This window comes from Anaeromicrobium sediminis (genome assembly GCF_002270055.1).
Taxonomy (GTDB): Bacteria; Bacillota; Clostridia; order Peptostreptococcales; family Thermotaleaceae; genus Anaeromicrobium; species Anaeromicrobium sediminis.
The window spans coordinates 58,775-79,105 of record NZ_NIBG01000012.1; the positions used below are offsets into that span (position 1 = coordinate 58,775).

9 protein-coding genes are annotated in these 20,331 nt (G+C 31.5%); 4 read left to right on the forward strand and 5 right to left on the reverse strand.

All coding sequences use genetic code 11. The annotated features are described in order from the left end of the window. Window positions 1-52: 52 nt before the first annotated feature. The 3 genes from CCE28_RS13780 to CCE28_RS13790 all read left to right on the forward strand — a co-directional run bounded on the left by CCE28_RS13780 (window position 53) and on the right by CCE28_RS13790 (window position 6,092). Window positions 53-1,072, forward strand: a complete 1,020-nt coding sequence (locus tag CCE28_RS13780; RefSeq protein WP_095134313.1) for a TAXI family TRAP transporter solute-binding subunit — start codon at window positions 53-55, stop codon at window positions 1,070-1,072. A gap of 105 nt (window positions 1,073-1,177) precedes the next feature. Beyond that, window positions 1,178-3,064: a TRAP transporter permease gene (locus CCE28_RS13785; protein WP_095134314.1), complete on the forward strand. Its 1,887-nt coding sequence runs from the start codon at window positions 1,178-1,180 to the stop codon at window positions 3,062-3,064. A 325-nt stretch (window positions 3,065-3,389) separates the two neighbouring features. Beyond that, window positions 3,390-6,092, forward strand: coding sequence for a sensor histidine kinase (locus CCE28_RS13790; protein WP_095134315.1), 2,703 nt, complete (start codon window positions 3,390-3,392; stop codon window positions 6,090-6,092). A gap of 157 nt (window positions 6,093-6,249) precedes the next feature. Here CCE28_RS13790 and CCE28_RS13795 read toward each other — a convergent pair whose 3' ends face one another. The 5 genes from CCE28_RS13795 to CCE28_RS13815 form a co-directional block, all read right to left on the reverse strand. Next, window positions 6,250-9,747 (reverse strand): FAD-dependent oxidoreductase, encoded by a 3,498-nt coding sequence (locus CCE28_RS13795; protein WP_095134316.1) that lies wholly within the window; start codon window positions 9,745-9,747, stop codon window positions 6,250-6,252. A gap of 13 nt (window positions 9,748-9,760) precedes the next feature. Continuing rightward, window positions 9,761-11,509 carry an NADH-quinone oxidoreductase subunit NuoF gene (locus CCE28_RS13800; protein WP_095134317.1) on the reverse strand — a complete coding sequence of 583 codons (1,749 nt, stop codon included), beginning with the start codon at window positions 11,507-11,509 and terminating at the stop codon, window positions 9,761-9,763. 3 nt (window positions 11,510-11,512) lie between these two features. Then, window positions 11,513-12,007 carry an NADH-quinone oxidoreductase subunit NuoE gene (gene nuoE, locus CCE28_RS13805; RefSeq protein WP_095134318.1) on the reverse strand — a complete coding sequence of 165 codons (495 nt, stop codon included), beginning with the start codon at window positions 12,005-12,007 and terminating at the stop codon, window positions 11,513-11,515. Between the two features lie 454 nt (window positions 12,008-12,461). Beyond that, window positions 12,462-14,021, reverse strand: a complete 1,560-nt coding sequence (gene gpmI / locus CCE28_RS13810) for a 2,3-bisphosphoglycerate-independent phosphoglycerate mutase (protein WP_095134319.1) — start codon at window positions 14,019-14,021, stop codon at window positions 12,462-12,464. Between the two features lie 507 nt (window positions 14,022-14,528). Then, window positions 14,529-16,640 carry an ATP-dependent helicase gene (locus CCE28_RS13815; RefSeq protein WP_095134320.1) on the reverse strand — a complete coding sequence of 704 codons (2,112 nt, stop codon included), beginning with the start codon at window positions 16,638-16,640 and terminating at the stop codon, window positions 14,529-14,531. A gap of 293 nt (window positions 16,641-16,933) precedes the next feature. Here CCE28_RS13815 and addB point away from each other — a divergent pair, with 293 nt between their 5' ends. Further along, window positions 16,934-20,296: a helicase-exonuclease AddAB subunit AddB gene (gene addB / locus CCE28_RS13820; RefSeq protein WP_095134321.1), complete on the forward strand. Its 3,363-nt coding sequence runs from the start codon at window positions 16,934-16,936 to the stop codon at window positions 20,294-20,296. The last annotated feature ends 35 nt before the right edge of the window (window positions 20,297-20,331 follow it).

Sequence of the window (20,331 nt, forward strand, 5' to 3'; positions counted from 1 at the left end):
TTTTCACATTGGTATATTCCTTGCAAAGATAAAGAGTAAGGAGGGATTTAATATGAAAAAGAAGGTTATAAGCATATTTATGATTATCTTATTAGTATTATCATTAGGAGCGTGTGGACAAGAATCTACAGAGAGTGGAAGCAGTAGTAATGAAAAACAATTTGTTACTGTAGTTACAGGTTCTACAGGAGGAACTTATTATCCAGTTGGAACTATATTCTCAACATTATGGAATGAAAAATTAGGAGATAAGGGTGTAGTTGCTTCTGTTCAATCATCAGGTGGTTCTGTAGAGAACTTAAATATGTTAAAGGATCAGGAAGCGGAACTTGGAATTGCCATGGCAAATTTAACTTTATTTGCTTATAAGGGAGAAGGTAAATTTAAGGATAATAAATTTGAGAATGTAAGGTTTGTAACAGCCCTATGGCCAGATGTTACTCAAATGGTAGTGGCTGAGGATTCTAATATTAATTCATTATCTGATTTAAAAGGAAAGAGATTTAATGTGGGAGGAGCAGGTTCTGGTACTGAGTATAGTACTAATTTAATATTAGAAAATGTGGCTGATATGACGTTTAATGATATTGAGCCTGAACACTTAGGATATTTTGAAGCCTCTAGTGCAATGCAAAATGGACAATTAGCCGGAATGAATGCAGAGGGAGGATTACCAACATCTGCTGTATCGGAAATATTTGCAAGTAAAACTAAGGTTAAAATGTTAGAGTTTAGTGATGCGGATTATAATAAGCTACATGATGTGGCACCTTATTATGGACAATTTACAGTACCAGCAGGTTTGTATTCTAACTTAGATAAGGATATAAAAACTGTAGGAATTAAATCTACTTTAATAGCTAGTGCAGATTTAGATGAAGATTTAGTTTATGAATTAGTTAAAAATATTTATGAAAATTATGATGAAATATCATCATCCCATAAAGCTTTAGAATTTGTAAAGCTAGAAGAAGCTATAAAGGGTCTTCCACCAGTGCCTCTACATAAGGGAGCAGTAAAGTATTTCAAAGAAAAGGGAATTGAGATTCCAAAGGAATTATTAGAAGAGTAAATATATAGGGTTAAGAGATAGAGTTAAGGGTTTAGGTAAAATCTCTTAACTCTAAACTTTTAACTCATATATACATATAACGATAACATATAAGGGGGGAATGGAATGAAAGAAAATAATAGTCATAGTAACAGAAGGTTAGCTGGTAAAGTAGCTTTATTTGTTACCATATATGCAGTATTTACCTCTTTATTTCATGTATGGATGAATAGCGCAAGTTTGATGATTGCTATAAAGAGAAATGCCCTTCATTTGGGGTTGATGTTAGGACTTACTTTTTTAATGTATCCTGCAACTAAAAAGAATTCTAACAAAAAACCTTCCATACTAGATTGGATACTATTTGCGTTAGGTATAAGTATAGGATTGTATATTTATGTTACCTATGACAGTCTTATAGAGAGATCCTTAATACCAAATAATACAGATTATGTATTTGCAATTATGGCCATATTATTAACCTTAGAAGCAGGGAGAAGATGTGTTGGAAATATTCTTCCTTGCCTTTCTATATTTTTTATTTTATATGCTAAATATGGATACCTATTTCCAGGCATGTTAGCCCATAAGGGCTTTTCATGGAAGAGAATATTGACAAGAATGTATTTAACTGATGGAGGTATATTTGGAGTAACCTTAATGGTATCAGCTTCCTATGTGTTTATGTTCATATTATTTGGATCCTTTTTAAATAAAACAGGAACAGCTAAGTTTTTTAATGATTTTGCCCTAGCCTTTGCAGGAAGACTTAGAGGAGGTCCTGCTCAGGTGGCAGTTATGGCCAGTGGTCTTATGGGAACCATAAGTGGAAGTTCTCAAGCCAATGTGGCAACTACAGGAAGCTTTACTATACCTCTTATGAAGGAAGTGGGCTATGAACCTAGATTTGCAGGAGCAGTGGAAGCGGCTGCATCTACAGGAGGAATTCTCATGCCACCTATTATGGGGGCTGCATCTTTTATGATGGCATCTTTCTTAGGAATTCCATATGTTAAGGTTATGTATGCAGGTATAATTCCAGCCTTATTTTATTATTTTGCCATATTTACTATGGTGGACTTTGAAGCCAAAAAAATTGGTTTAAAGGGAATGGATAAGGACAAATTACCAGTATTTAAAGAGGTTATGCTTACCCAAGGTCATTTAGTATTGCCTATAATAATAATACTAATATTACTTATAAAGGGACTAACACCCCTATATGCAGCTTTTTATGGATTAATAGCTACAATAGTTACAAGTTCCTTTAGAAAAAATACTAGAATGGATTTTAAGAAGTTTATAGGGGCTCTAGAAGAAGGTGCTAAAAGTGCCGTATCTGTGGCTATAGCCTGTGCAGTAGTAGGTTTTATAGTGGGAGTTGTGTCCATGACAGGCCTTGGTCAAGTGGTGGCCCACAATATTATTAAGTTATCCTTTGGTCAACTTTGGCTTGCTTTAATTCTGGTTATGATAGCATCCATATTCTTAGGAATGGGTCTACCTGCTACAGCATGTTACATTATAACTGCATCTATAGCGGCCCCAGCCCTAATAAAGATGGGAGTAAGACCAATAGCAGCTCATTTCTTTGCCTTTTACTATGGAACTCTGTCAGCAGTAGTACCGCCTGTGGCGCTTACCTCTTATACGGCGGCGGGTATAGCAGATGCTAATCCCACAAAGGTTGCTGTAACGGGATTTAAATTAGCCCTTGCTGGAATAATGATACCTTTTATGTTTGTTTATTCTCCTATAATACTAATGGAGAACGTAACTATTGGTTCCTTAATAATGACTATAATAACAGGTCTTATAGGTATTGTGGCATTAGCTTCATCGGCAGAAAATTATTTCCAAGGTAAAATGACCATATTGGAAAGAATAAGTACATTTATAGGAGCTGTATTATTAGTAAAACCAGGAGTAATGTCTGATTTGTTAGGACTTGGAATTTTAGCTATAATATTTGTACTTCATAGGATGAGAATTAGAAAAAAGGTAATAGTATAGAACTAGATGAGATTAGGTGTATTATAAATGATTAATCATTTATAATACACCTATTATATTTTATGTATGTTAGCGGATAACAGTTAGCTGTTAGCAGACAAAAACTTCTAATTAATTGCTGCTAACAGCTGACTGCCCACTGCTAACGAGTATATATTGAGTTAAGAAGGAGGTTGTCTATATGTAGGACTTTAGGCTGTTATTTTTATGAAGTTTAATAAAAGACCATCTTCGACAAAACAAGACTTTATATGATGAAGGGGATAAAATGTTTTTGTAGAAGTATCTTAGATAGGGAAATATTTACAAAATCAGGGGGATTAACATGACAAAACGTCGAGGAAGGACTATAATGCTTTGTATATGTATTTTTTTCGCATATATGACTTTATTTAATACAGCTTATGGGCAAGAAAAAAAGCATGTGCTTTTAATTAATGCTTATAATAGTGATGATCTGTGGAGGAAAGAAATAGTTCATGGATTAAGGGAAACTCTAGATAATAGCCTAATTACTAGGGAGTACTTAGGAATAGATGATTTTCATAATAAATTGTATGTGGAGAAATTATATGAGCTTTATAAGGAAAAATATAAAAAGGGTGGAATTGATGTAGTAGTCACAGGAGATATGGATTCTTTTTATTTTATAAAAGAATATGGAAGAGCCATATTTAAGGATATACCAATTGTAGTAAATACTCATATTTCTAATAGGGATCAAGTAGAAAATATGATTGAAAAAGATGAAAAATTCTATGGTGTATATACAAGTGTGGATATGGAGTCAAATATTCAATTAGCCACCAATATGATGCCAGAGAATATGAACTTAGTATTTGTATTGGGAAAAAACTCTAATGGTGATTATTATAAAAATCAGTTAGGAAGACTGAAAGAGGAATATTATGAAAGAGGTAAACGATTTATAATTGTAGAAGAAGAATCCCTTGAAGATACCCTTGAAAAAATGAAAAAAATAAAAAAACCTATATATTTTATGTTGACTCGTGAATTAAATATGAATGGAAATAGAATAAAGTCAGCAAATATAATTGATGAAATGAATAAAAAATTAAATAAACCCGTATTCACAGCATCGAAGGAGGCAGTAAAAAGAGGATTAATAGGTGGACATGTGATAAGTGCTAAGGATAAAGGCATATTTGTGGGAAATTTTTTAGAGGATATATTAGATAATAATTCAAATGTTCAAAGAAGTATAACTTATGATAAAAAAAGTTATGTGTTTAATTATGGATTACTGAAAAAGTATGATATTTCATTTAACAAAGTGCCTAGTGGTAGTTCCTATGTAAATATGATACCTACCTATTATAAGGTATCTAAAGGTGTATTTGGCATATGTATAACATGTATCATAATAATACTGGTCATAATCATATATTGCCTTTTGATTAGTGTTAAAAAGGGCCATAGGGTAAAAGAGGAGCTTAAGGACAAAATAAAGTTTATGGAAGTATTAATAGAAACCATACCTAGTCCCGTCTATTATAAAAATCTTAAGGGAACTTATTTAGGTTGTAATAAGGCCTTTGCCGACTTTGCAAATTTAAAGAAAGAAGAAATAATAGGAAAAAACATAGAAGATATTTTAGACAATGACTATATTAGAAGTTGCAAAGAAACAGATATACAACTTATAAAAATGGGAAGAATAATATCCTATGAAGGTAAAATGAAGAAAAAAGATGGAACTATGGGAGATGCTATTTTTTATAAGGGCACTTTTACTGATAATAATAATCAAGTTGCAGGTATACTAGGTGTAATACTAGATATAACTAATAGAAAGCAAATGGAAATGATTCTTAAGGAAAGTGAAGAGCGATATAGAACACTAGTAGAGTCTATTCCATATGCATTATTAGTTATGAATAAGGGTATAGTAGAATTTGCCAATGATGCAGCAATAAAAAAAATAAATGCTAAAAATAAACATGATCTAATAGGAAGACATTATTATGAATTTATGGGCAAAGAAGATGTGCACATAGCTGGAGATAGGCTTAGTTATATAATGGAAACTAATAAAAGACCTCCTATGCGAGAGATACGATTTAAAAAAATAGGTGGAGGCCATGTGGAAGGCGAAGTAACAGCCCTTCCATATTTTGAAAATGGAATGACCAAGGTTCTAATCATAGCTAATGATATATCCGAGAGAAAGAAAAATGAAAAATTAACTAAACAAATTAGAGAAGCAGAGGAACAGGATAGAATTAGGACAGAATTTTTTGCTAACCTATCCCATGAATTAAGAACTCCATTAAATGTAATACTAGGAAGCATACAATTAATAGAAAGTGATTTGAAAGGAGATAGTTCTGGTTCATATAAGAATACAAAACGTGTAAAAGTATTAAAACAAAATTGTCATAGATTACTTAGGTTAGTAAATAATTTGATAGATATAACTAAAATGGATGCTGGATACTTCGATTTGGCATTTAATAATTATAACATTATAAATATCATCGAGGATATTACCTTATCTGTAGTTGAGTATGTGGAGCAAAAGGGGTTAAATATAGTGTTTGATACGGATGTGGAAGAAAAAATGGTATCCTGTGATCCAGATGCTTTAGAGAGGATAATGCTAAACTTAATATCTAATAGTATTAAATTTAGTCATAGTGGTTCTACCATAAACATTAATATGGAGTATGATGATGATTACATAAAAATAATTGTGGAAGATGATGGAATAGGAATAGAGGACGCAAAGCTAAAGGAAATATTTAAAAGATTTAGGCAGGTGGATAAATCCTTTAGAAGAAGGCACGAAGGTAGTGGAATTGGATTATCTTTAGTAAAATATTTAGTAGAAATGCACAATGGAACTATAGATGTGGAAAGTGAATATGAAAAGGGAACTAAATTTATTATAAAATTGCCTGTTGCAGAAAATCAAATGGCATATGAAATTGAAAATCACATATCAGAAGGAATGATAGAGAATAGAGTAGAAAGAGTAAGCGTTGAGTTTTCAGATATATACAGTTAAAAAGTAAGGTTCTATAATAAATGTAGGGGTGTTAGTATTTGGATAAATACTAACACCCCTACATTTATTATACAGCCAAAAGTAAAAAGCTTGTAATACTTAAATAAGTATTACAAGCTTTTCACCTTTTATATATTATGTCAGTTGTTGTCTAAAATTAAATTAAATTTTCACTCTCAAGATATTTTGAAAATAATTCTGTAGTATTATTAGTATTATCAAGTTTAGCAAATAACATGTCACTAGAAAGCACTTGTAGTTTAGCTTTTCCACCTTCAAAGTTAAATCCACTTGAGAATGATTTATATTTTGATAATACTTCTTCTGTTATTTGATCTATGTTAATATAATTTATTTTGTATTCTAATAAATTACATAAGTTAATTACAGTCTCAATATTTTTACCTAAAGATTTATGGTCATTAATCTTTTGGGTTGTGCCTTCAGAGTTAGTATAAGTTCCCCTAGATTCTAATAGGCCAGCGGAAGGTAATACCACATGGGCGCTATCTGTTGTGTCATTAGTGTATTGATCTAGGGCTACTAAGAACTCTAGTTTACTTGTATCTACACAAGTTGGAATATTCTCACCAAATGTAAGAAGACATTTAATGTTTCCATCTTGAATACTTTCCACTACACTTTCAAAACCATTAATATTCAGGTTTGATAAACCTTGGCTATTACAATTTGGTTTAAGTTGGATTAAACCAGAGCGTGCACAACCTATGTGGTTAGTTACAACAGCCATATTAGCTAATAATTTAGCAGCAGAAGTACTAATATTATTTTGACCAAATACAATCATGGCCTTCTTAGAATTAAAGTAAATATTAGCTATTTCTTTAGCCTCATCACTTGGAGTTATACCTTCTAAACTTTCTTTTAACTCATTAAAGTTATCTGCATTCTTAGGTACAGCACCTAGGTCAACTAAAGCCTTTAATACTTCATTTAAGAATAAAGTATTATTCTCTGGATAGAAACTATTATGAGCCCATTCATCAGCAGTAGTAGACTCAGAATTTATAACTAATAATTTAGTATTATTCTTAACTGCTTTTTTAATTTTAGTACCTACTACAGGGAATTCTTTCATCATATCAGCACCAACTAAAAGAATTGTATCAGTAGATAATAATTCATCATACTTACTAGTAGAAGAATCATAGCCTATAACATCTTTTATACCCTCTGACAGCTTATTGAAAGAGAAAATGTTATTAGTACCTATTACTTCCTTAGCAAATCTAGAAATCATGTGAATTTCTTCGTTAGAATACTTATCAGAGATAGATACTCCTATGGAATCAGAACCATATAAAAACTTTAAGCTTTGGATTTTCTTAGCAGCAGTTAACAGTCCTTCATTCATATCTACTTTTTCTAATGAACCATTCTTTCTAACAAGGGCAGAATCGATTTTCTCACCATGCTTGTGTAGGTCGAAACCAAATCTACCTTTAACACATAATAATCCATTATCGACTTTACTATCCTTATTAGGTACAGATCTAACTACTAAATCTCCCTTAGCATGGAGCGTCATATTACATCCAACACTACAGTGAGAACATACATGGTTAGATTCATCTGTATCAAGAGGAACATTTTTAGCTATAGGAGATTTTTCTCCTAGTGCTCCTGTTGGACATACACTTACACATTGACCACAAGAGATACAATTAGTCTCTTTTAGAGGCTTATCAAGGGCAGGCTTTACGATAGTATCAAATCCTCTATCAACTAAACCTAGGGCACCTACACCCATAACTTCATCACAAACTCTTACACATAATCCACATAAGATACACTTATCAGGATTTCTGTCAATAAATGGGTGAGAGTTATCCACTTTTCTATTATGAACTTCACCAGCTAATCTATCTGGAGCAACATTATAATCATTAGCATAATCAATAAGTTTACACTCAAAATAATCATGGCAACCACATTCTAAACATCTACTAGCTTCTTCTATAGCTTGTTCTTCCGTATAACCTTCAACTATTTCGTTAAAGTTAGTATTTCTTTCTTCAGGAAGTAGATGTCTCATATGAGGTCTGTGTTTCTTTTCTCTATCAGCGAAATCTTCTTCAGTAAGATCATTTCTTTCCACATAGTAAGGCTTTTCATAAGCCACTTCCTTACCATGTAGATAACTATTTATTATATGAGAAGCTTTCTTACCTTCACCAATTGCTTCAATGGCAATACTAGCACCTTTGTTTGTAGCATCTCCAATGGCGAAAACTCCTTCTAAATTAGTTCTAAAAGTATTTTCATCTGCTATTATAGTATTCCACTTAGTAAGTTCTACATTATCTAATCCTTCAGGAGTTACTCCTTGACCAATGGCGACTATTACTGTATCCACATCTAATGTTTCTTCTTCACCCTCAATAGGGATAGGACGTCTTCTGCCACTAGCATCAGGCTCACCTTGCTTCATCTTTTGAAGACGAATCTTAGATACTTTTCCATCTTCTCCAATTACTTCAATTGGGTTTACAAGGGTCTTAAAGATTACGCCTTCTTCTTTACCTTCAACTATTTCTATTTCTTCAGCTGGCATTTCAGCTTCAGTTCTACGATATATATTATAAACTTCCTTAGCACCAAGTCTAATAGCAGTTCTACAAGCGTCCATAGCAGTGTTTCCTCCACCTACTACGGCAACTTTTTCTCCAACTTTCATATGTTCGTTAGTTACTACTTTTCTTAAGAAGTCAATACCACCCATTACTCCATCTAAATCGTCACCTTTACATCTCATAGAGCTACTATTCCAAGCACCGATTGCTAAAACAACAGCATCAGATGATTCTTGTAACGACTCAAAGGATAAATCCTTTCCTAATCTTGTATTAGGTACTAATTTTGCGCCCATTGATTCTATTATTTGGATTTCCTTATCTAAAACAGCCTTAGGAAGTCTGTACTCAGGAATTCCGTATCTCAGCATTCCACCTAACTTAGGCATAGCTTCATATATAGTTACATCATGACCTTCCTTAGTTAAATAGTAAGCAGCAGTTAAACCACCAGGACCTCCACCTACTATAGATACTTTCTTTCCAGTAGATACTTTAATTTCAGGCATATACTTTTCTACGCCGTTTAAATCAATGTCAGCTACAAAGCTCTTTAACCAAGCAATAGATATAGATTCATCAGTTAATTTACGTCTACAGGCGTCTTCACATGGGTGAGGACAAACTCTACCAATACTAGCTGGAAGAGGTAGTTCTTCTTTTATTAATTTCAATGCCTCGTCATATTGTTTGTTAGCTATAAGACCCACATAACCTTGACAATCAGTATTTGTAGGACAAGCAAGCACACATGGTGGTCTACAATCACCTGTATGATCTGATAACAATAACTCTAAGGCAGTCTTTCTTGATTCTTTAATACGAGTAGACTTTGTATTTACTACCATGTTGTCAGATGCCTTAGTAGCACAAGAACGTAGGAGTTTAGGAATTCCCTCAACTTCAACTACACAAAGTCCACAAGAACCATATATTTCAACCCTAGAGTCATAACAAAGGGTTGGGATATATACATCATTTTCTTTAGCTATATCTAAAATAGTTTGGCCTTCATGGCCTATTACTTCTTTTCCATCTATATTAAGACGTATTTGTGCCATAATAAATACCTCCTTAGTCAATTACTATTGCATCAAATTTACAAGCGGCCATACATTTGCCACATTTGATACAAGTATCCACATCAATAGTATGTTTTGTTTTAACACTACCTGAAATTGCATCAACAGGGCAATTTCTACTACAAAGTGTACATCCAATACATTTGTCTGTAATTCTGTAAGTAAGAAGTTCAGTACATTGTTTAGCAGTACACTTCTTATTTAAGATATGATCTTCATATTCATTTCTAAAATATTTAATAGTAGTTAAAACTGGGTTTGGTGCAGTTTGACCTAGACCACATAGAGAACCTTCTTTTATTTTTACAGATAAATCTTCTAATAATTCTATGTCGCCTTCCTTACCGTCACCGTCACAGATACGTGTAAGGATTTCTAGCATTCTTTTAGTACCTATCCTACAGTGGATACATTTACCACAAGACTCTTCACGAGTAAATGCTAAGAAGAATCTAGCCATATCTACCATACATGTAGTTTCATCCATTACTACCATTCCACCAGAACCCATTATGGCACCAGTTTTATTTATTGATTCATAGTCAACGGAAGTTTCGATAAGTTCTTTAGGAATACATCCACCTGATGGTCCACCCATTTGAACGGCTTTAAATTCCTTATTATCTTTAATTCCGCCTCCAATGTTATAGATAACTTCTTTTAAGCTTATTCCCATTGGAACTTCCACAAGTCCACCATTTTGAATCTTTCCAGTTAAAGCGAAAACTTTAGTTCCATTAGACTTCTCCGTCCCCATACTAGAAAAAGCTTCACCGCCATTTAATAATATCCAAGGAACATTTGCAAAGGTCTCAACGTTATTAATATTAGTAGGTTGTTGCCAATATCCCTTTTGAGCAGGGAATGGAGGCTTAAGCCTAGGCATACCACGTTCACCTTCAAGGGATGCAATCAATGCAGTTTCTTCTCCACATACGAAAGCACCAGCACCTGCTTTAATTCTTAAATCAAAGTTAAGTCCCTTAATTCCAAAGATATCTTTTCCTAAGAAACCCTTTTCACGAGCTTGCTCGATTGCTAATTGTAATCTTTCTATAGCTAATGGGTACTCAGCACGTACATATACAATACCTTCTTCAGCTCCCATTGCATAAGCACCAATCATCATTCCTTCAATTAGGTTATGAGGATCTCCTTCTAAAACAGATCTATCCATAAATGCTCCTGGATCTCCTTCGTCTGCATTACATACCATATACTTTGGAGTAGCTTTACTGTTTTTGGCCGCATTCCACTTAAACCATGTAGGGAATCCTGCTCCTCCACGACCACGAAGACCTGAAACTTTGATTACTTCAATAACTTGATCAGGAGTCATTTCTTTTACGCATTTTTGAATAGCTTTATATCCATCGATTTCTGTGTATTCATCTATATTTTCAGGGTTTATGATACCACAATTTCTAAGGGCTATTCTACTTTGAGAATTTAATATAGTTGAAGAAACGTCATCCATTAAATACTCATCTATAGGATTGCCATTTTTTAAGTGTTTTTCAATTATTTCCTTAGCCATTTCTTCATCCACTTTAACGTAAGTGAATTTTTTGTCATTTTCAACTAAATCAATAATTGGTTCAAGATAACACATACCAATACATCCTGTTGTGGAGATGGTAGCCGTTATGTTAGAATTATCTATTTCTTCCTTGAACAATGAGTATACTTTGTTAGCACCAGCTGCAATACCGCAACTTCCTTGTCCGATAATAACCTTCACCTTTTATACCCCCTTGTTACTTTCTTCAGAAGCTTTAATGTCCTTGATAATATCCCTTGCTGATTTAGGTGTAAGCTTGCCGTACGTTTCTCCATTGATCATCATAACAGGAGATAAACTACAACAACCCAAACAGGCAACATTATTTAGTGTAAATAGACCATCTTCAGTAGTTTCACCTTCGCTTACGCCAAGTTCTTCACATATTGCATTTTCAACAGCTTTAGAACCATTAACATGGCAAGCAGTACCTTGACATAACATTATCAAATGTTTTCCTACTGGCTTTAATCTAAATTGCGTATAAAAAGTTGCAACTCCATAAACCTTAGCAGGTTTTACAGAAAGTTTTTCTGCAATATACAATAATACCTTTTCTGGTAGATACCCATAAATATCCTGTGCCTTTTGAAGGACAGTTATCAAGCTACCTTTAGAATCTTTATACTTTTCTATAACTGGATCCAATTCTTTAAAATTGATACAGCAACATTCCATGATACACACTCCTTTTAACAGAAATATTCGAAAATTCAGCCGATTAGAGAAGTAAAAAAAATAAAATTAATTGCGAAATCTTTTTATAATTTTCTTTATCTACGTGAAATTTAATAAACCTATTATAACATACTTTGTGAAACAAACAATAAAAAATTTTTAAAAAAATACAATTTTAAATAATGGAAATTGCATTGTCCTTGAAAAAAGTGGAAGTTGCAAAGTGGACAAGCTAGTATAATACATAAAAAAATACATGTATACAAAAAAATGACCCAGAATATTCTGAAAAAAGAAATTGAAAACTGAAAAAGTCATCAAAATGAAAGGGAGGAGAAGGGGTTTTATCTGAAAATTTAGAAAAGAATCAAATGCCACATGAAATGAATGGAAAAAATTCAAAATACTATAATTAATATTGTATAAAAAAAGAGCTGCAAAGCAGCTCTGGTTTTTATGCATTTCCTAAGGCTAAATCTTTCACATCTACTAGTAATGACTCGCCAGACATTTCTGCTGGTTTATCTAAATCCATAAGAGATAATAAAGTAGGTGCTAAATCAGCTAATTTACCATCTTTTAAATCAAAGTTACAATTTTCTTTAACTAATACAAGGGGAACTGGGTTAGTAGAGTGAGCAGTAATCACATTATCATTTAAATCTAACATTTCATCTGAATTACCATGGTCTGCTGTGATTAATATTTGTCCACCAGTTTTTAAAGTGGCATCTACTACTTTACCTACACAAGCATCCACTGTTTCAACAGCTTTGATTGCTGCAGGTATATCTCCTGTATGTCCTACCATGTCTGGATTAGCAAAGTTAACTATGATTAAGTCATAATCTTGCTTTTCTATTTGTTCAACTAATCTTTCAGTTACTTCGCTAGCGCTCATCTCAGGTTTCATGTCATAAGTTGCAACCTTTGGAGATGGAATTAATATTCTATCTTCACCCTTGTAAGGATCTTCAACACCACCGTTAAAGAAGAATGTAACGTGGGCATATTTTTCTGTTTCTGCTATTCTCAGTTGTTTAAGTCCTAGATTTGATACATATTCTCCCAGTGTATTTACTAATGTTTGAGGCTTAAATGCCACATCCACATTAGGCATAGAGGCATCGTATTGAGTCATGCAAACGTAGTTGACTTTGAAGAATCCTTTCTTTCTTTCAAATCCATCAAAATTACTATCAACAAAAGTACGAGTTATTTCCCTTGCTCTATCAGGTCTGAAGTTAAACATAATAATAGAGTCGTCTTCATTAACAGTAGCAACAGGTACTCCATCTTTTAATATTACAGTTGGTTTAACAAATTCATCTAATTCGTCTTTAGAATAGGAGTTTTCAACGGCTTCTACAGCGTTAGATGCAGTTTCTCCTTCTCCTAAAACTATGGCATTGTAAGCTTTTTCTACTCTTTCCCAACGGTTATCCCTATCCATTGCATAGAAACGGCCACTTATTGTAGCAATCTCACCAACCCCAATTTCTTCTAATTTGTCTTCTAATTGAGAAACAAATTCTTTAGCACTTGAAGGTGGCACGTCACGTCCATCTAAGAATGGATGAACATATACTTTCTTAAGTCCATTTTCTTTAGCAAATGTTAAAAGAGCATAAAGGTGAGTGTTGTGACTGTGAACTCCACCATCTGATAATAAGCCCCATAAGTGCAGTGCACTATTATTATCTTTAGCATTTTTAATAGCCTTTAATAAAGCTTCATTTTCAAAGATAGTTTTTTCTTCAATAGCTTTAGTTATTCTTGTAAGTTCTTGATATACAACTCTTCCGGCTCCAATGTTTAAGTGGCCTACTTCTGAATTTCCCATTTGCCCATCTGGTAATCCAACTTCAAGTCCACTTGCTTGTATGATACTTGTAGGATAGTTGTTAGTCAATTGGTCTAGATTAGGTATGTTAGCTAATTTAATAGCATTACCCTTTTCTGATTCGCTGATTCCATATCCATCTAGAATCATCAATACTGTATTTTTTTTCATGAATATTGCCCCCTTGGATATATTTATATTTATTTTACATGGGAAGGTTATGAAAAGTATATTAGAGGTTTTAGTGTACTACTCAAAATCAAATATAATAACCGACCCTATGGTAGATTGTCTATATTTTATCGATAGATTATATTATACAATAGATGAAGGTATAAATACAACTCGTTTAAATATAATACCTCATATAGAAAAAATACCCTATAAATGAAAACGTATTCACAGAAAAAAGGCAAAATCATAAGGAAAAGTGTTAATTAAATAACAAAGAATTAGCTTCATATTATATGGATTTAAAATTTTTTATGTACAATTATAATGAAAAATAATAGGAATAAATTGCTTAAAAGAATGAATCTGATTAAAAAATTCACAATAATGAACTGTGAAGGAAGATGGGGCTGGGGAAAGATTTCTTTCAAAATTTATTAAATCGATTGTAACTTTTAGGAATTATAGTTTGGAAAAAAAATAAGAGGTAAGGAGAGTTCCTTACCTCTAATCTATTAAGTTCTCACTTATGCACATATCTATGGATAGGATTCTCATTCCTATGGAGTTAAAATCTATTTTCATTAAATCACCAGTTATTTGAAGAATTATTCCTATACCAAATTTAGTGTGGTTTATAACTTCTCCTTCTTCGTAGGGGTGTTTACTAGAATTATCTTCATCTAGTGTTTTTTTCATGGCCTTTGGAGTCCAATTTGTTTTATTTATATAGTCTTTTAAATTAGTTCCATTAACTTCATCTATAAATATGGAAGGCTTAATATATCTACCATTTTGAAATGTAGGGCAGATTATAGAAAGATTTTCTTTTGCTCTGGTCATAGCTACATAAAAAAGTCTTCTTTCTTCTTCTAAATCAGAAAGATTATCTTCATCATCCTCATCTAAATTACTTATGTTTGGAAATTGACCCTTTATTAAATCTATTAAAAAGACACGATTAAACTCCAATCCCTTAGCCGAATGAACAGTAGATAGTATTATGTTTTTATTTTCCTTAGATTTCCTCGCGATCTTGGGAATTTCACTTAATCTTTCCATAAAGGAAATTATATTAGGCTCATCTATAGCTAATAATTTTAAATGACTAAATAATAATATGGCATTTTCATAGCTAGACTTTAATCTAGTACAATTAGATTCTAAATAATTATGATATGCCAAATCATTCTCAATAAATTCTAAGGCCTCATAGGGAGTCATTTTACATAAGGCATTAAAGGAATCCTTGATCCTATTAAGATTTTTTATTTGATAAGATTTAAGACCAGGGAAACTTATTAAATAATCAAAGACTGTAATGGACTTAGGATTATTCCTTATATAAGAAACGGATGCCTTGGAAATATATCCGTTCATTTTATAATATATTCTTTCAAAGGATTCTAAATCATAGTGATTTAAGGATAAATCTAAAAAAGCAAGTATATCCTTAGTTATCCAATGGGTTAGATAATTAGACTTAAATCCATGAATAAAAAAGTCTATGCCATTTTTATTCAATTTATCAATTAAGGGTAGGGCAGATATATTATTTCTGTATAAAATGGCTGTTTGTTCATTAGATGAATTTAAGTGTTCTATTATAAAATTTATTTGGTCTAAACTATCATGGACTTTTATTATATTTACGGGAAGAAATTCTTCATTCTGTGTAAATATATTCTTATTATATCTACTAGAGTTACTCTTTATAAAATCATTACTTATATTAACTATTTCTTTAGAAGAACGATAATTTTCTTCTAAGAAATAAACGCTTCCTTCCTTATAAGTGTTTGAAAAATCAAGAAGTTCTAATGGGCAAGCTCCCCTAAATCCATATATACTTTGGTCATCATCAGCCACCATGAATAAATTGTTATTAGGACTTGCCAATAACTTTACTATTTCGTGCTGTATTTTAGATGTATCTTGAGCTTCGTCCACCTGAATGTACTTGTATTGATTTCTATACTGATTAAGTAATTTTTCATCATTTTTCAATATTTTATAAGCAACTGTAAGCATATCATCAAAATCAATTATACGATTTTGCTTTTTATATTCTTCGTATTTTTCATATATCTTAGAAAAGTGTTCCACGTTAAAGTCGTGGAAGGAAAATTGTTCTTTAGGTATCATTAAGTTTTTTACTAGACTAATATTATTAGATATTTGTTCTAAAATATCTTCTGATGGTGCATTGTGGTTTATATCATAATATATTTTTCTTATTAAATGGTTCTTGGAAATAGTGTCTTTAGAATCTAAAATCTTAAAAGATACATTTTTTTTATAATAATACCTGTTTATTATTTTTAGACACAATTGATGGATAGTGGCAAAATAGATTTTATCAGTAAATTTATCTCCAAACATGGAATAAAATCTAGCCTTCATATCCTTAGCAGAAGCACGAGAAAAAGTTATGGATAATATATTTTCTGCTTTAATCTTATGTTTAAGCAAAAGATATGCAGTTCTACATATTAAAGTAGTAGTTTTACCAGCACCAGGTACGGCTAAAACTAAAGCAGGTCCATCTTTGTGTTTAACTATTTTTTTTTGTGGGTTACTTAAATCTATATTTAAATCTTTAAAGAAAGAAAAATTCAAGAAAAATACCTCCTAAAATTTTGTAACTTATAAAAGTATAACACATTGGTGGCATATTCAAAAAATAAATTAGCCATTTCACTGGTTATTTGAATTATTTTCTTCGTTATTGAATCGCTTACATATGTTCAATATGCTCGCTCACGATTCCTCGGAAATAATCCAAATCCCTCAGTGACTTGACTAGTTTATTTTTCTCATAAGCTTAAAAAAAAATCCATGGGAAAGGACAGGTTATAAGATATAGATTATGACCATACTAAAAAATGTTATAATAAATTTGAGGTGATTCTATGCCAAAGGAAATAAAATTAATAACATCGAGAGCTGGATATGGAAAGACAGATTTTGTTTTTAGAGATATATTAGATAAGTTAAAAAGGGGAGAAGAAAAGTTAATATTAATAGTTCCGGAACAATTTACCCTAGAGACGGAAAAGGACTTAATAGAAAAGTTAAACTTAAAGGGAATTATTAATATAGAAGTACTTAGTTTTACTAGACTTGCCCATAAGATTTTAAGTGAAGCTGGAGGAATAACTAGAACCTTTATAAATGATTTAGGGAAAAATATGATTTTGAAAAAAATAGTCCTAGAGAATAATAAAAATTTGACCATTTATAAAAAAAGTTCTACTCAAGATGGATTTATTAATATGATAAATGAACTTATAGGAGAATTTAAGCAAAATAATATTATGCCTAGGGATCTTAATAAGGAATTAGAACATAAGGATGAAAATATTATTATTTCTCAAAAACTTCAAGATATATCTTTAATATATGAAAACTTTGAAGATTATTTAGAGGGGAAATATATAGATACGGAAAATTTCTTAAATTTATTAATAGAAAAAATTGGAGAAGGAACTTTCCTTGAAAATGCCCATGTATGGATAGATGGATTTTCAAATTTCACTATTCAAATGAATGAAATCATAAGAAAAATAATTAATAAAGTGGATAGTGTGACCATAACTTTTCCTATGGGAGATGGAAATGATAAGGATATATTTACTTTGTGTGAAGATAACTATAGGAGAGTAATAAGAATTATAGAAGATGAAGGCTATATGTCCTATATAAATAGAATAAATTTAGATAGTCAAAGACTTGATTATTTAGAAAAATCAGAGGAAATAAACCATTTAGAAAAAAATATATATGCATATCCCTATAAAACCTATAAAAAGGAAGTAAAAAATTTAGATATATTTCATGGAAGCAATATTTATGTTGAAATTGAATATGTGGCTAGTAAAATTATAGAGCTCATAAGGGATAAAAAATATAGATTAAGGGATATGGCAGTGGTATCAAATGATATGGATAGGTATTCTAGAATCATTGAAAGGATATTTAAAGAATACGACATTCCCATATTCTTAGATAAAAAAAGAAAAATAATGAATAATCCCATAATAGAGTTCATATTATCAGCCTTACTTGTTATACAGAGAAATTATAGATATGAAGATATGTTTAGATATATAAAAACTGGATTCACTAAAATTTCAGTAGAAGAAGGTGAATTAATAGAAAACTATGCACTAAAGTATGGCATAAGGGGAGATGGATGGAAGTTTCCCTTTAAATATGGAGAAAATGAATATGATTTAGAACTATTAAATAAAATTAGAAAAAACATAGTAGAGGACTTGGGATTTTTAGAAGAAAAATTTAAAGGTAAAAAGACGGTAGAAACCATAACTAAGGGGGTTTATAAGTTCTTAGAAAAGGCCCAAGTATTTGAAAAGTTCCAAGGGTTTATAGACTACCTAAAGGATAAAAATCTCTATGAATATATGAATGAAAATACTCAAATATGGAATATTGTAATGGAAACACTAGATCAACTAGTGGAAATATTGGGAACTCAAAAGATGAGTTTAAAGGATTTTATAAAAATATTAGAATCGGGATTTGAGGCTACAGAAGTAGGAATAATACCTACAACCATAGATCAAGTTTTAATAGGTAATATATCTAGGTCTAAAAGTCATGATATAAAAGCACTATTTGTAGTAGGTGTAAATGATGGTATCTTACCTAAGAAAAGAGAGGATGACAAGATACTTTCCAGTGAAGAGAGAATTTTCATGAGGGAGATGGACATACCTATTTATTATGATGATAACAAAAAATCCCTAGAAGAGAGATTTACCATATATTCGTCCTTTGTAAAACCTATGGAATATTTATGGATAAGTTACCCTCTAGCCAATGCGGAAGGGAAGGCCTTAAGACCATCCATATTAATAGATAGAATTAAAAAGATATTTCCACAGATAGTAGAAAAAAGTGACATAGCCTATGAGGATTTAAATCTAAATTTAGTGACTAGGCCCAATAGTACCTTTAAGTATTTGGTAGAAAACTTGAGAAACTATGTGGATGGAAATGAAATGAGCGAGACCTGGTTTTATGTGTATAACTGGTATAAGAATAGGCCAGAATGGAAAGATTTGAGTGAAGAAGTAATAAGGGGATTATTTTATAAAAATAAAGAAAATTATATAGATGAAAAGGACGCAAAGAGTCTTTATAATGTACCAATCCATGCTAGTGTATCTAGATTGGAGAAATTTGTAAATTGTCCCTTTTCCCATTTTATAAGATATGGATTAAGACCAGAGGAAAGAAAAATTTTTGAAGTGAAAAGTCCAGATGTGGGAGAATTATTTCATCAATCTATGGAAAAATTTACAGACAAATTGAAAAATGATTCTATAGATTGGAAGCTATTAAATGAAGAAGAAAGTGGAGCAATTATAGAAACAGTAATAGATGATATAATTCCTAAGTATAGGGATGGAATTATGTTAAGTTCTAATAGATATAAGTATTTAGTTAAGAAATTAAAACGAATTAGTAAAAGAGCTATTTGGACTTTGACAGATCATCTAAGGGAAGGTGGATTTAGTCCAGAGGAATATGAGGTGGCCTTTGGTATAAATAAAAAATATCCTCCCATTGAGATTGAGTTACCAACAGGTGAAAAAATATATTTAGAGGGTAGAATAGATAGGGTAGATATTTTGAAGGATGAAGATGATGAGTATATTAAAATTATAGATTATAAGTCTGGAAATAAGGAATTTAGTTTATCAGATGTATATAATGGTATTCAATTGCAGTTGATAATATATTTAGAGGCCATACTTAAAAATCAAGACCATAAAAAACCTGCTGGAATGTTCTACTTTAAGATTGATGATCCTTTAATTAAAACAGATGAAAAGGTTAAGGAAGTAATAGAGAAGGAAATTAAGAAAAAGTTAAAAATGAAGGGATTAGTTTTAAAGGATGTAAATATTATAAGGCAAATGGATAAAAATATAGATGGCTACTCAGAAATTCTTCCCGTTAGATTGAGTAAAAAGGGAGAAGTGGATGGAAGATCATCTGCTGTAGATGAGGAAACTTTTAAAGATTTAATAAAACATGTGAAAAATCTGGTTAAAGAAATAAGTTATGAAATGATGAAGGGAAATATAGAAATACTACCTTGCAAAAATGGAACTAAGACTGCCTGTGATTATTGTCTATATTCAACCATATGTGAATTTGATACGGCTTTTGATGATAATAGTTATAAAAATATAAAAAAATTATCTAATGATGAAGTTATTAGAAAAATAAAAGAAGAGAATTAATAAAGGCTGTGTCTATGACACAGCCTAATTATTTA

Bases quoted from the DNA above. Each gene is read 5' to 3' on its own strand.
- addB (WP_095134321.1), top strand. From the start codon at position 16,934: ATGCCAAAGGAAATAAAATTAATAACATCGAGAGCTGGATATGGAAAG.
- CCE28_RS13780 (WP_095134313.1), top strand. From the start codon at position 53: ATGAAAAAGAAGGTTATAAGCATATTTATGATTATCTTATTAGTATTA.
- nuoE (WP_095134318.1), bottom strand. From the start codon at position 12,007: ATGGAATGTTGCTGTATCAATTTTAAAGAATTGGATCCAGTTATAGAA.
- CCE28_RS13795 (WP_095134316.1), bottom strand. From the start codon at position 9,747: ATGGCACAAATACGTCTTAATATAGATGGAAAAGAAGTAATAGGCCAT.
- CCE28_RS13790 (WP_095134315.1), top strand. From the start codon at position 3,390: ATGACAAAACGTCGAGGAAGGACTATAATGCTTTGTATATGTATTTTT.
- gpmI (WP_095134319.1), bottom strand. From the start codon at position 14,021: ATGAAAAAAAATACAGTATTGATGATTCTAGATGGATATGGAATCAGC.
- CCE28_RS13785 (WP_095134314.1), top strand. From the start codon at position 1,178: ATGAAAGAAAATAATAGTCATAGTAACAGAAGGTTAGCTGGTAAAGTA.